Raw genomic sequence first — 14,482 nt, forward strand, 5'->3', positions numbered from 1 at the left:
GGTTCGTCCTTGAGAGTGCGATCAAGCGCCGGCGTCGGCGAGCAGGGCCTGGATTTCGTCGTCGGACAAACCTTCGAGCTGATCGAGCATGCCGAGCAGATCGTCGGCATCGACGCTGTCGACCCGCTGTTGCATCAGCCACTGCGCGAAGCCGGCCACGGTCGGCGCTTCGAACAAGGCGCGCAGCGGGGTTTCGCCGCCGAAGGCCTTGTTGATGCGGGTGACCAGTTGGGTCGCGAGCAGCGAGTGGCCGCCGAGTTCGAAGAAATCGCCGTCGATGCTGACGCGCTGGAGCCCCAGCACTTCCGCCCACAGACCGGCCAACGTGGCTTCCTCGCCGTTGCGCGGCGCGAGGTAGCGATCGGCTTCGATCGCGCCGGCCTCCGGTGCCGGCAAGGCGAGGCGATCGACCTTGCCGTTCGGAGTCAACGGCAGTTGCGCCAGCACGACCCAGGCCGAGGGCAGCATGTAGTCGGGCAGGCGCTGACGCGCCGCGGCGCGCGCGGCGCCGGTGTCGAACGTGTCGCTCGCGCGCGGCACGATGTAGGCCACAAGGCGCTTGTCGCCGGGACGGTCTTCACGGCAGATAACGACGGCCTGCAGCACATCGGGCTGTTCGGCCAGGACCGATTCGATTTCGCCCAGTTCGATGCGGAAGCCGCGCAGCTTGACCTGATGGTCGATGCGGCCGAGCACTTCCAGCCGGCCGTCGCGACGCCAGCGGGCGAGATCGCCGGTGCGGTACAGGCGTGCGTCGGGATTCGTGCCAGCCTCAGCACCGAACGGGTCGGCGATGAACTTTTCGTCGGTGAGTTCGGGCCGGTCGAGATAGCCGCGGGCGACACCGAGGCCGCCGATCAGCAATTCGCCGGGCACGCCGGCCGGAACCGGCTGCATCTGGCGATCGACGATGTAGACCTGGGTGTTGGCGATCGGCGTGCCGATGCTGATTGCTTCGTCGCCGGGCTGCACGCGTTCGACCGTCGACCACACCGTGGTTTCGGTCGGGCCGTACAGGTTCCACAGTTCGCCGCAGCACGCCAGCAATCGATCGGCGAGTTCGCGCGGCAACGCTTCACCGCCGCACAGCAGACGCAACTGCGGCGCGCCGCGCCAACCGGCATCGAGCAGCATGCGCCAGGTTGCCGGCGTGGCCTGCATGACGGTGCTGGCCGAGCGTTCGATCAAACGCGCCAGGGCGGCGCCGTCGCCGACGGTGTCGCGATCGGCAAGCACCACGCGCGCGCCGACGCTGAGCGGCAGCATCAGTTCGAGCAGGGCGATGTCGAACGACAGCGTGGTCACCGCGCAGACCGCGTCGCCAGCGCTCAGGCCGGGTTCGCGCGCCATCGAGCTCAGGAAGTTCGCGGCGGCGCGGTGCGGAATCTGCACGCCCTTGGGACGGCCGGTCGAGCCTGAGGTGAAGATCACATAGGCGATGTCGTCCGCACCGACGCCTGCGAGGACACGTTCGCCCGCGGGTGTGGCAAGCGCGTCCTCGAGCGCGAGAGTCGGGCTCGTCGATGCCGGCAACTGCGCGAGCAGGGCGCGTTCGCCGAGGACCACGCGCGGCGCGGCATCCTCGAGCATGAAGCGCAGCCGCTCGCTCGGATAACTCGGGTCCATCGGCACATAGGCCGCGCCGGCCTTGAGCGCGCCGAGCATCGCCGCGAGCATGCGCGGGCTGCGTTCGACAAACAGGCCGATCCTGTCGCCGCGCGCGGTGCCATGCGCGACAAGCGCGCGGGCGATGGCCTCGGCCTGGGCGTCGAGTTCGGCGTAGCTCACGCGCGCGCCGTTCTGCTCGACCGCGATCGCGTCGGGCGTGCGAGTGGCCTGGGCTTCGAACAGCGCATGCAGGGTCGGATCGGCCGGCAGCTCGCGCGCGGTGTCGTTCCAGTCGCGCAGCAGTTGCCGGCGTTCGTCGTCGCCGAGGATGTCGATTTCGCTCAGGCGCTTGGACGGATCGGCGACCACCGCGCGCAGCAACTGGATCAGATGGCGCGAGAACGCGGCCACCGTGGCTTCGTCGAACAGATCGGTCGCGTACTCGAAGAACAGTTGCAGCGCGCCGTAGTGTTCGCTGGCGAACAGCGACAGGTCGTTGCGCGCGGTGCCCTGGTTGATCGCGTCGAAAGTCACCGGGCTCATGTCGAGGCCGGACACGCGATTGGATTCGCCGGGGAAATTCTGGAAGAACAGCATCACCTGGAACAACGGCGAATGGCTCAGCGCCCGGTCCAGGTCGAGTTCCTCCATCAGCCGTTCGATCGGCAGGTCCTGGTTGGACTGGGCGTTGAGCGTGTTGTCGCGCACGCGCGCGAGCAGCTCGCGGAAGGTCGGATCGCCGGACAGGTCGTTGCGCACCGCCAGGGTGTTGACGAAGAAGCCGACCAGCGACTCGAGTTCCTGGCGATTGCGGTTGGCGATGCCGACGCCGACGATCTGGTCGGACTGGCCCGAATAGCGCATCAGCAGCGTGTTGAACGCGGCCAGCACGGTCATGAACGCGGTCGCGCCTTCCTGCCGGCTCAGGCGCTTCACCTCTTCGTACAACTCGGCCGGCACCGCGTCGCGGAACACCTGGCCGCGATGGCTCTGCAACGCCGGACGCGAGCGGTCGCCCGGCAATTCCAGCACCGGCAGGCGCCCGGACAGCTGCTGTTTCCAGTAGTCGAGCTGCTTGGCCAGGACCTGATTTTCGAACTGATCGCGCTGCCACAGCGCGTAGTCGACGTATTGCAGCGCCGGCTCGGCCAGCGGCGAGGGACGCTCGTCGCGATAGGCCGCGTACAACTGCTGCAATTCGTCCAGCACGATGCCGAGCGACCAGCCGTCGACGGCGATGTGATGGGCGTTGACGGTCAGCAGGTGACGCTCGTCCTCGAGCCGGCTCAGCGTGGCGCTCAACAGCGGGCCGTTGTGGATGTCGAACGAGCGCGTCGCCTGCGCGCGCGCGAGTTCGAACGCTGCGGCTTCGCGCGCCGGTTCGTCCAGATGGCGCAGGTCCTGCTGAGCCAGTTGCACCGTCGACGGCGGCAGCACCACCTGGAACGGGCCGTCGTCGTCGGCGCGCGCGACCGAACGCAGGCTCTCGTGACGGCGCAGGATCTCGTCGAGCGCGCGCTGGATCAGCGCGGGGTCGAGCGGACCGCGCAGCCACAGGGTGAGCGGAACGTTATAGACCGCCGAGCCTGGGTCGAGCTGGTCGAGAATCCACAGGCGCTGCTGGGCGAACGACAGCGGCAGACGCGCCGGCCGCTGCCTGCGAACGATGTCCTGCTTCGGGGCCGCGTTCTGCTTGCGGCCCAGTTGCTGCAACAGCAGCGCGCGTTTTTCCGGCGACAGGCCGGCCAGACGTGCGTCGAGCTCACTCATGACGAGGCTCCGGGCTGCGAGGCCGCGTTCAACTGCGCGCTCGCTTCTTCGTCGCTGAGGTTTTCCAGGCTGGCGAGCAGCGCTTCGAGATCGTCGGGCTGGAACTGCGCGCGCGCATCGGCGACGCACACGGCCAGTTGCTCCAGGGTCGGCGCCGCGAACAGGGTGCGCAGCGGCAATTCGACGCCGTAGGCCTGATCGATGCGCGACAGCAGCCGGGTGGCGAGCAGCGAATGGCCGCCGAGATCGAAGAAATTCGCTCGCACGTCGACGCTGCGCAGATTGAGCAGCTGCTGCCACAGCTCGACCAGCATTTCTTCCTCGGGCGTGCGCGGCGCGAGCACGTCGGCCTCGCCGTCCTGCGCGCCGCTCGCGGTTTCCGGCGCCGGCAACGCGCGCCGGTCGACCTTGCCGTTCGGGGTGAGCGGGAACTGATCCAGCACCACGAACGCGCTGGGCACCATGTAGTCGGGCAGGGCGGCGCGCAGGTGATCGCGCAATGCGATCAATGCGGGCGCGGCGCCTTCGGCGGTGACGTAGGCGACCAGGCGCTTATCGCCCGGGGTGTCCTCGCGGCAATGCACGACCGCCTGGGTGACGCCGTCGTACTGCGCCAGCACCGATTCGATTTCGCCCAGTTCGATGCGGAAGCCGCGCAGCTTGATCTGGTGATCGATGCGGCCGATCACCTCGATCGTGCCGTCGCGGCGCCACAGCGCCAGATCGCCGGTGCGGTACAAACGCGCGCCGGCAACGGTGCTGAACGGATCGGGGATGAACTTTTCTTCGGTCAGGTCCGGACGCCCGCTGTAACCCGCGGCCAGGCCGTCGCCGCCGATCAGCAACTCGCCCGGCACGCCGATCGGCAGCCTCTGCATGTTGCGGTCGACGATGTGGATCTGGGTGTTGTCGACCGGCTTGCCGACCAGGATCGGGCCTTCGCCGGCATGCACGCGGCACAGCGCCGAATACACCGTGGTTTCGGTCGGGCCGTACAGGTTCCACAACTCGCCGCAGCACGGCAGCAGGCGATCGGCGAGTTCGCGCGGCAGCGCTTCGCCGGTGGAGATGATCTTGATCGTGTCGTTGCCGCGCCAGCCCACTTCCAACAGCATGCGCCAGGTGGCCGGGGTGGCCTGCATGACGTCGAGATGGGCGTTGTCGACCAGGCGGCGCAGGCTCATGCCGTCGCGCGCGGTGTCGCGGTCGACCAGCACGATGCTCGCGCCGACGGTCAACGGCAGCACCAGTTCGAACAGCGCGATGTCGAACGACAAGGTGCTGATCGCGCACAGCTTCTGGCCCTGGGCCAGGCCGGGTTCGCGCGCGACCGAACGCAGCAGGTTCACCGCCGAACGGTTGCGGATTTCCACGCCCTTGGGCTTGCCGGTCGAGCCGGAGGTGAAGATCACATAGGCCAGATCGTCTTCGCTCGCGCCGTCGGCGGGCGGATGATCGGCGTTGTCGCCGAGCACCGCGTCGGCGTCGGCGAGCACGGTTTTTTCGACTTCCGCAGGCGGCGTGGCGGCCAGTTCGCGCTGGGTCACCAGCACGCGCGAGGCCGAGGTTTCCAGCATGTAGGCCAGGCGATCGACCGGGTAGGTCGGGTCCAGCGGCACGTAAGCGCCACCGGCCTTGAGAATGCCGAGCAGGCCGATCAGCATCTCGGGCGTGCGCTCGACATACAGCCCGACCAGCGCGCCGGCGACCACGCCGGCCGCGCGCAACTCGTGCGCGAGCGCATTGGCGCGGCGGTCGAGTTCGCGATAGCTGATTTCGCGCGCGCCGAAGCTCAGCGCGATCGCGTCGGGCGTGCGTTCGACCTGCGCCTGGATCAAGGTCGACAAGGTGCGCTGCGCGGGCAATTCGCGCACGGTGTCGTTCCAGTGCGCCAGTTCGGCTTGCTCGGCGTCGTTCATCAGGCGCAGCTGCGCCACGCGCGTGTCCGGCGCGGCGACCGCATGCTCGAGCAGGGTCAGCAGATGCTCGGCCAGGCGCTCGATGCGCGCGGCGTCGAACAGGTCGGTGCTGTACTCGAACACGATTTCGCGCTTGGCGTCCTGGGTCACGAACAGGCTCAGGTCGCCCTGTGCGTTGCCCGGCTGCAGTTCGGTCAGCGGCATCGATTCGACCCGCAGGCCGGTCAATTCCGACTCGATCGCGGGGTAGTTCTGGAAGAAGAACATCACCTGCGCCAGCGGCGTATGGCTGGACGAACGCGGCAGGCGCAGGCTTTCGAGCACCTTGTCCAGCGGCGCGTCGCCGTTCTCCATCGCCGCCAGCACGCTTTCGCGCACGCGCTCGAGCAACTGAGCGAAACTCGGATCGCCTTCGAAGGTGGTGCGCAGCGCCAACGTGTTGACGAAGAAGCCGACCACCGATTCGAGTTCGATCCGGTTGCGCCCGGCGATGCCCATCGCGACGGTGATGTCGTCCTGGCCGGTGTAGCGCGCGAGCAGCGCCTGATACGCGGCCATGAACACCATCGACAGGGTCGACTTGCTCTCGCGCGCGAACGCTTCGATGCGTTCGTTGAGCGCGGCCGGAATTTCCGCGCGATACAGCGCGCCGCGGAAACTCTGCACCGCCGGACGCGGGCGATCGGCCGGCAGATCCAGCGTGGTCGCCGCGCCAGTCAGGCGCTCGCGCCAGTAGTCGAGCTGCGGCTGCAGGCCGGTTTCGCCGAGGGTTTCCTGCTGCCACAGCGCGATATCGGCGATCTGCAGCGGCAGCGCGTCGAGCTTCGGCGCTTCGCCGGCCAGGCGCGCGTTGTAGACCGTGTACATCTCGTCGAGCAGTTTGCTGATCGACCAGCCGTCGATGGCGATGTGGTGGAAGGTCAGCACCAGCAGATGCAGTTGCGGTTCGACTTCGATCAAGGCCGCGCGCAGCATCGCGTCGGCGCTGAGGTCGAAGGTGCCACGGATTTCGGCGCGCGCGATATCGAGCGCGGCCTCGCGCCGCGCCTGCGGCGTCGCGCCGTCGGCGCGCAACTCGCGCCACGGCGCCTGCACCTGGTCGAGAATTTTCTGGAACGGTTCGCCGTCGTGCTTGCGGTACACCGTGCGCAGTGCTTCGTGGCGATCGGCCAATGCCTGTACCGCGGCATGCAGCGCTTCGCGATCGAGCGTGCCTTCCAGCCACAGCGCGGCCGGCGAGTTGTACGCGGTCATGCCGGGCGTGAACTGGTCCAGCCACCACAGGCGGCGCTGACCGAAGGTCAGCGGGATCCGATCGGGCCGTGGCCGGGCTTGAATCTGGTTGCTACCGCGTTGGCGCGCCGCGATCTGGCGCAGCAGTTCCCGCTTCGCCGGGGACAACCCTGCGATGCGATGGTCAATCTCGCTCATCCCTCTACCTTCCTTGTGACGACTCTCGTCAGCCGACCTACCCTGTCGGTGTTTTTATGGCACGCACTATTCGCAAACCATGAGATGTTGTTACGCACGGCATGTGGCCGCTATCATCCTAGGCATGCTGTTGGCTGTGCCCCCCGCGTATATCCTATCCACATAACGGGGCTTAGGCACAAAGCGGGCCGCAATCGGTTGTCGAGACCTCGAATTCTCGGCAGGGGAAACGATTGCGGTGCCGACCAACGGCGCGCTGCAGGGAACGGACGGGGGCGTCCGATTCTCGAATACCGCTGCGTTAAGGGGATTTCAGGAGTTTTTTTAGCCGGGGGGCTATGCATGGAATGGCTGTTCATACAGGCGCGAAACGTGCCGGAAACGAGCATTGCCCATGGGTTGGTGATGTGGCCAACATCGACTTTTTGACCGATCTAATCGACCTGTCAGCGCGGATCGGCGCCGATCCGTTGTTGGTGCAGGGTGGTGGCGGCAACACATCGCTTAAACGCGATGATGTGCTGTGGGTAAAGGCTTCTGGCACCTGGCTTGCGCATGCGCGCGAGCGCGACATCTTCGTCCCGCTGTCATTAGCTAAGGTGCGCGACGCGTTGCGCCACGAGGATGGCGAAGCGCGTCTGGCCCAGCTCGGCAGCGCGTTGACGCTGCGTCCGTCGATCGAAACCTCGTTGCATGCACTGCTGCCGCATCCGCTGGTGGTCCACGTGCACTCGGTGAACACGATCGCGTGGGCTATACGCACACGCGCGCAAGCGCAGCTGGCGAGATTGCTCGATGGCCTCGACTGGGCGTGGATTGCGTATCAACGACCTGGCTATCCGTTGACCCGAGCGGTCGCGCAAGTGCTGTCCACGCGCGCGCCGGACGTGCTGGTGCTGGCCAATCACGGCTTGGTGATCGGCGCGAACGACCGCGCTCAAGCCGATGCATTGCTGGCCGAGATCGAACGCCGCGTGGCGATCGTCGAACGAGTCGCGCCGCCGTCGCAGCCGCAGCGACTGGCTGCGGTCAATGATCTGCAGTGGGCGCTGCCGGGCACCGAATCGGTGCACGGACTGGCGACCGATGCGCAGGCGTTGCAGATCGCGCGCGACGGCGTGCTGTACCCCGATCACGCGGTGTTTCTGGGGCATTGCGCGGCGGTGGTGGGCGAGAGCGAATCCTTGTCGCAGGCGGTCGAACGCACCACCCGCGACAGCGGCGTCGCCCCGGCGTTCGCGCTGGTGCCCGGCGCTGGCGTGCTGACCGTGCCGGGCCTGTCGGACGGTGCGCAGGCGATGTTGCAGTGCCTGGCGTTGGTCGCGCTGCGGGTGTGCGAGGACGACGGGCTGGTGCGGTTGGGCGAGGCCGACGTGGCCGCGCTGATCGACTGGGAAGCCGAGAAATACCGACGTTCGCTGGTGCGGACACACAACTGATCCATCCAACGCGAACAGATCCACGGAAGGAATCCATGCAGATCGTAGTTCCCATGTCCGGTTTCGGCGAACGCTTCAGGCGCGCGGGCTATCGCGTGCCCAAGCCGCTGATCGAGGTCGACGGCAAGCCGATCATCGCTCACGTCATCGACCTGTTTCCGGGCGAGACCCAGTTCGTCTTCATCTGCAACCAGGAGCATCTGGACGAACCGTCGTACCGCATGGCCGAACAACTCGCGCGCTACTGCCCGACCGGCCGCGTCGTCGGCATCGCGCCGCACAAACTCGGGCCGGTCAACGCGGTGTTGCAGGCGATCGAGCACATCGATCCGGCCGAGCCGACGGTGGTCAATTACTGCGATTTCACTTGCAGCTGGGATTACGCGGATTTCAAGGATTTCGTGCTGAGCAGCGGCTGCGACGGCGCGATCCCGTGCTACACCGGCTTCCACCCGCACATGATGGGTTCGACCAACTACGCCTACGTGCGCAGCGATCGCGGGCGAGTGCTCGACATCCAGGAAAAGCAGCCCTACACCGATCAGCCGCGCAGCGAATTCGCTTCCAGCGGCACCTATTACTTCGGTTCCGGCGCGCTGATGCGCGACGCGTTCGAACGCACGATGGCGCGGCCGGACCTGATCGTCGGCGGCGAGCGCTACGTCAGCCTGGCCTACAAGCCGATGCTCGAAGACGGCCGCCGCATCGCGGTCTACGAACTCAACCACTTCATGCAGTGGGGCACGCCGCAGGACCTGGAGGAATACCGCTACTGGTCCGGCGCATTCCGCGGTCTGGCCGATCCGGCGCGCGCGCAGCCGCCGCCGCGCCAACGCGGCGCGGTGATGGTGCCGATGGCCGGACTGGGCTCGCGTTTCAGCGCCGAAGGCTATGCCGATCCGAAGCCGTTGATCGACGTATCAGGCGAGCCGATGGTGGTGCAGGCCGCGCGCGATCTGCCCGAGCCGGCGCAACGCGTGTTCGTGCAGCGCCGCGACATTCCCGGCCGCGGCCGCATCGCCGAAGCGCTGCGCAGCCGGTTTCCTGATTGCGTGTTGATCGATCTGGAGCGGGTCACCGACGGCCAGGCGCGCACCTGCCTGCTCGGCCTGGACGGGATCGATCCGCAACAGCCGTTGACCATCGGCGCCTGCGACAACGGCGCGGTGTTCGATGCGCAGGCGCTGTCGCTGCTGCTCGACGATGCGGACACCGACGTGCTGGTGTGGGTCGCGCGAGGCTATCCCGGCGCGGCGCGGCGGCCGACGCATTACGGCTGGGTCGATGAAGCCGACGGCGCGGTGCGCTCGGTCTCGGTCAAGCAGCCGTTGGCCGATCCGGCGCGCGATCCGATCGTGCTGGGCACTTTCACCTTCCGCCGCGCCGGCGATTTCGCCGCCGCCGCCGAGGCGATGATCGCCCGCGACGGCCGGGTCAACGGCGAGTTCTACGTCGACACCTGCATCAACGACGCGCTCGCGCTGGGCCTGAAGGTGCGGGTGTTCGAGGTCTCGCACTACCTGTGTTGGGGCACGCCGGACGATCTGCGCACCTACGAATACTGGCAATCGTGTTTCCACAAATGGCCGGTGCATCCGTACCGGATCGAGCACGACCCGCGCATCGCCGAGCCGGCGCGCGCGGCGTTGGCCGAACGTTTCCGCATGCGTCAACCGGAGCGCGCGACGTGGTGAATGCGCTGTCCACCGCCGCATCGGGCAGGCTGCGCGGCGAACTCGCGCGCTTCGTGCTGGTCGGCGTCACCTCGGTGGTGATCGATTTCGCGGTCTATCGCGGGCTGCTGGCGCTGGCGATCGCGGTGCATCCGGCCAAGACCGCGGGCTACATCGCCGGCGCGGTGTTCGGCTACTTCGCCAATCGCAGCTTCACCTTCCGCGTAGGCGCGCAATGGCGTCAGCGCGAACTGCTGAGCTTCATCGCCGTGTACCTGATCGCGCTGGTCGCGAACGTGGTGGTGAACTCGTTGGTGCTGGCGGTGCTCGGACGCGGCGAGATCGCGCTGGAGTCGGCCTTCGTGGCCGCGACCGGGGTGTCGGCGGCGATGAATTTCGTCGGCTTGAAGTTGTTCGTGTTCGGCGCGAGCGATGCCAGCGCGCACGCTCCGGTGCAGGCGACCATGGCGACGCCCGCGCGCGCCGATGGCGCGGCGCGGCTGAGCCTGTCGCTGGTGATCCCTTGCTACAACGAAGCGGCCAATCTGCCGCTGCTGGTCGCGCGACTGCGCGAAACCTTCCTCGACGATCGCGCCGAAGTGGTGCTGGTCGACAACGGCTCGACCGACGACTCGCCGGCGGTGTTGGCGCGGCTGCTGGCCGGGCAGGAACGTATCCGCAGCGTGCGGGTCGAGGTCAACCAGGGCTATGGTTACGGCATTTTGACCGGCTTGCGCGCGGCGCGCGGCGACGTGCTCGGCTGGACCCACGCCGACATGCAGACCGATCCGCAGGATGCCTTGCGCGGGTTGGCGCTATATGACCAGGCCGCCGATCCGGCGCGTCTGTTCGTCAAGGGCCGCCGCTACGGTCGCCCGGCCGCCGATGTCGCCTTCACCGTCGGCATGTCGGTGTTCGAGACCGTGCTGATGAGCCGGCGCATGTGGGACATCAACGCGCAGCCCACGTTGTTTGCGCGCGCGTTCTTCGAACGCTGGCGCGAGCCGCCGCACGATTTCGCCCTGGATCTGTACGCCTATTACCAGGCGCTGCGCGACGGCCTGCGCGTGCAGCGCTTCGCGGTCCGCTTCGGCGAGCGCGCGCACGGCAGCTCGCACTGGAACGTGAACTGGCAAGCCAAGCTGCGCTTCATCAAGCGCACCGTCGATTTCAGTCTACGCCTGCGTCAGGGCCTGCAGGAGCGCGCATGATCATCGTCCGCCACCGCCGCAACACCCTGGAGGAACTGCGCGCCACGCCGCAGGACCTGGGTATCGAGCTGGACCTGCGCAGCCGCGGCGAGGATCTGATCATCCACCACGACGCCTTCGTCGACGGCGAACGCTTCGAGGATTGGCTCGGCGGCTATCGCCACGGCCTGCTGATCCTCAACGTCAAGGAAGAGGGGCTGGAGGACCGGCTGATCGCGCTGATGCGCGAACGTGGCATCGAAGACTATTTCTTCCTCGACCAGTCGTTCCCGTTCCTGGTGCGAACCGCCAAGCGCGGCGAATCGCGCTGCGCGGTGCGGGTGTCGGAATTCGAGTCGATCGACACCGCGCTGAGCCTGGCCGGGCAGATCGATTGGGTGTGGGTCGATTGCTTCACCCGCTTCCCGCTCGACGGCGCGCAGGCGCGACGCCTGCAGGACGCCGGTTTCAAGCTGTGTCTGGTATCGCCGGAACTGCAGGGACGCGGCACCGAGGAAATAGCCGAACTGCGCGCGCTGCTGGCGCGCGAGGGCATCGCCGCCGAAGCGGTCTGCACCAAGGAGCCCGCGCTTTGGCGATGAACGCGAACCGGATCTGGCGCGATCCCGTATTCCGACTCGGCTTGTTGTTCAAGGTCGCGTTGGTGGTCTTGCTCGTGCCGCAGATCCAGCAGGCCTGGTTCGTGCCGTTCGTGCAGCACGCGATCGCGCATCCGTCGCTGGACCCGTGGTCGAGTTTCCTCGGCGCCGGCGGCGATCCGATGGCGTATCCGTACGGGCCGGCGATGCTGCTGGCGCATCTTCCCGGCACCGCGCTGGGCATGCTCGCCGCGGCGTTGAGCGGATCGGACTATTTCACCGCGATGGGCTTCCGCCTCGGCCTGCTCGGCGCCGACATCGCGACCTTGTACCTGCTGTCGCGGCTGTGGCCGGAGCGCCCGCGGCTGTTGCTGTGGCTGTACTGGTGGTCGCCGATCGCGCTGTACGTGACCTACTGGAACGGTCAGACCGACATCGTGCCGGTCGCGCTGGTGCTGTGGTCGCTGCTGCTGCTGCGCGAATATCGGGTACGTCTGGGCGGCGTCGCGCTCGGGCTGGCCTTGGCGGCGAAGTTCAGCATGCTGCTCGCCGCGCCGTTCGTGGCGATCTATCTGTGGCGCAACAAGCGCCTGCGCGGATTGATGCAGCCGTTTGCGATCGCCTGCGGCGCGACGGCATTGATTTCGGTGGTGCCGTGGCTGGCCTCGCCGGGCTTCGTGCGCATGGTGTTCGGGACGCCCGAATCGCTGCGCCTGTTCGATCTGGCCTTGCCGCTCGGCAACGGCCTGCGCCTGTATCTGACCCCGCTGCTGTACTTGCTGGCGGTGTACGGGTTGTGGCGGCTGCGCCGGATCAGTTTCGAACTGCTGATCGCCGCGATCGGCCTGTCGTTCTTCCTGGTGGTGCTGGCCACGCCGGCGCCGCCGGGTTGGTATCTGTGGCTGGTGCCGTTCCTGGTCGCGCATCAGCTGTACAGCGATCGCAGCGCGCGCCTGCTGACCGGCATGTTCTCGGCGCTGCTGATCGGCATGCACCTGATCTATTCCAGCGGCGCGTCGCTGCCGATGCTCGGTCTGGATCCGGCGCCGGCCATTGCGCGGCTTGGCGCGTTGATGAGTCCGCACCTGCATTCGCTCGGCTACACCTTGCTGGTCGCCGCCGGGCTGGTGCTGCTGGTGCAGATGCTGCGCGAGCGGGTGTCGCGCAACGATTACTACCGCATCGGCCAGAAGCCGGTGACGCTCGGCATCGCCGGCGATTCGGGCTCGGGCAAGGACACCTTGAGCCGCGCGCTCGCCGGGATCTTCGGCGAGCACTCGGTGGTGCATGTGTCCGGCGACGACTACCACGTCTGGGACCGCTACGCGCCGATGTGGAAGGGCCTGACCCATCTGAATCCGCGCGCCAACGATCTGCAACGCTTCAACAACGATGTGCTGGCGCTGATGGACGGCAAGGCGATCATGTGCCGCCGCTATGATCACGGCGCTGGCCGTTTCACCCCGCCGACCCTGCTCGACAAGAACGACGTGGTGATCGCCTCGGGCCTGCACGCGCTGCACATGCAGCGGCTGCGCGAGCGTTTCGACGTCAGCATCTTCCTGGATGTGGACGAAGAGCTGCGCCGGGCCTGGAAGATCGAGCGCGACGTGCATCAGCGCGGTCATGCGCTGGCCACGGTGCTGGCGTCGATCGAGAAACGCATGGCCGATTCGCGCCTGCACATCCATCCTCAGCGGCGCGACGCCGGCCTGGTGCTCAGGCTTGCGCCGGTCAACGCGCATCAGCTCGAGTCCAGCACCGCGATGGGTCAGGTGCGGCTCAAGCTGGTCGCGCTGATCCGCAACGGCACCTCGCACGAGCGCATGGCGCGGATCCTGATCGGTATCTGCGGCCTGCACCTGGATGTGCAGCCCTCGGAGGACGGGCGCGAAGTCGAAATGACCATCGAAGGCGAAGTCGCCGCCGAAGACATCGCCATGGCCGCGCGGCAGTTGGTGCCGGGCTTGCAGGAAATGCTCGATATCCACCCTCAATGGGAGGACGGCATGAGCGGGATCATGCAATTGCTGGTCCTGATCCAGATCGAAGAATCGTTGAAGAGCCGGATCAAATGACCCTGAGAATTCACAACTCGGACAAGGTCCTGCGCGCGCCGCAGGCGATTATTTTCGACACCGACAACACCTTGTATGCCTACGACCATCCGCACACGCAGGCGCTGGCGGCGGCGGAAAGCAAGGCGGTGCGGTTGCTCGGGGTCGACCCGGGCGAGGTACGCAACGCATTCGCGCAAGCGCGCGAGGACGTCAAGCGCCAGCTCGGCAAGACCGCCAGTTCGCACAGCCGCCTGCTGTATTTCCAGCGCGGCATCGAGATCCTCGGGCGCAAGACCCAGTTGGTGATCACGCTGGATCTCGAGCAGACCTACTGGCGCACCTTCCTGGCCCATTGCGAGTTGTTTCCCGGGGTGCGCGAGTTCCTGCTGGCCTTGCGCAGCAGCGGCATCGGCACGGCGATCATCACCGACCTGACCTCGCAGATTCAGTTCCGCAAGATCATCTACTTCGGCCTGGACGATTGCTTCGACTACGTCGTGACCTCGGAGGAGGCCGGTGCCGACAAGCCGCAGGAAGCGCCGTTCCGGCTGGCGATCGACAAGCTCGGCATCGACCCGGAGCAGATCTGGATGATCGGCGATCACCCGGTCAACGACATCGCCGGCGCGCGTCCGTTCGGCATCAGCACGTTGTTGCGGGTGGACCGCAGCCATGAGGCCAAGGGCACCGGCTGCGATGTCGAATTCGACGATTTCACAGAACTGCATCACTACTTTTTCTCGGGGAAGGTCGATGGCATCCAGAAACGTTGAGCGCCCGCGGGCGCGTGACG

Annotated in this window: 8 protein-coding genes; 6 read left to right on the forward strand and 2 right to left on the reverse strand. The window is 67.0% G+C overall.

What is annotated here, in order from left to right; all coding sequences use genetic code 11:
- Positions 1 to 21 precede the first annotated feature (21 nt).
- Together AC3A4T_RS19585 and AC3A4T_RS19590 are read right to left on the reverse strand one after the other, a co-directional pair.
- Positions 22 to 3,378 (reverse strand): non-ribosomal peptide synthetase, encoded by a 3,357-nt coding sequence (locus tag AC3A4T_RS19585; RefSeq protein ID WP_487676914.1) that lies wholly within the window; start codon positions 3,376 to 3,378, stop codon positions 22 to 24.
- Positions 3,375 to 6,728: a non-ribosomal peptide synthetase gene (locus tag AC3A4T_RS19590; protein ID WP_487676915.1), complete on the reverse strand. Its 3,354-nt coding sequence runs from the start codon at positions 6,726 to 6,728 to the stop codon at positions 3,375 to 3,377. The genes AC3A4T_RS19585 and AC3A4T_RS19590 overlap by 4 nt, the downstream gene beginning before the upstream one ends.
- A gap of 425 nt (positions 6,729 to 7,153) precedes the next feature.
- Between AC3A4T_RS19590 and AC3A4T_RS19595 the strand changes: the two genes are divergently transcribed.
- The 6 genes from AC3A4T_RS19595 to AC3A4T_RS19620 are packed head-to-tail and all read left to right on the forward strand — an operon-like array spanning position 7,154 to position 14,462.
- Positions 7,154 to 8,167: a class II aldolase/adducin family protein gene (locus AC3A4T_RS19595; RefSeq protein ID WP_487676916.1), complete on the forward strand. Its 1,014-nt coding sequence runs from the start codon at positions 7,154 to 7,156 to the stop codon at positions 8,165 to 8,167.
- Between the two features lie 35 nt (positions 8,168 to 8,202).
- The gene (locus tag AC3A4T_RS19600; protein WP_487676917.1) at positions 8,203 to 9,861 is read left to right on the forward strand and encodes an NTP transferase domain-containing protein; all 1,659 of its coding nucleotides are present in this window, start codon (positions 8,203 to 8,205) and stop codon (positions 9,859 to 9,861) included.
- Positions 9,858 to 11,051 (forward strand): glycosyltransferase, encoded by a 1,194-nt coding sequence (locus AC3A4T_RS19605; RefSeq protein ID WP_487676918.1) that lies wholly within the window; start codon positions 9,858 to 9,860, stop codon positions 11,049 to 11,051. The genes AC3A4T_RS19600 and AC3A4T_RS19605 overlap by 4 nt, the downstream gene beginning before the upstream one ends.
- Positions 11,048 to 11,632 carry a phosphatidylinositol-specific phospholipase C/glycerophosphodiester phosphodiesterase family protein gene (locus AC3A4T_RS19610; protein WP_487676919.1) on the forward strand — a complete coding sequence of 195 codons (585 nt, stop codon included), beginning with the start codon at positions 11,048 to 11,050 and terminating at the stop codon, positions 11,630 to 11,632. The genes AC3A4T_RS19605 and AC3A4T_RS19610 overlap by 4 nt, the downstream gene beginning before the upstream one ends.
- Positions 11,629 to 13,707: a hypothetical protein gene (locus AC3A4T_RS19615; protein WP_487676920.1), complete on the forward strand. Its 2,079-nt coding sequence runs from the start codon at positions 11,629 to 11,631 to the stop codon at positions 13,705 to 13,707. The genes AC3A4T_RS19610 and AC3A4T_RS19615 overlap by 4 nt, the downstream gene beginning before the upstream one ends.
- Entirely contained in the window at positions 13,704 to 14,462 is a 759-nt protein-coding gene (locus AC3A4T_RS19620) for an HAD family hydrolase (RefSeq protein ID WP_487676921.1), read from the forward strand. The genes AC3A4T_RS19615 and AC3A4T_RS19620 overlap by 4 nt, the downstream gene beginning before the upstream one ends.
- Positions 14,463 to 14,482 lie beyond the last annotated feature (20 nt).

This window comes from Lysobacter sp. Soil_N_51 (genome assembly GCF_057655755.1).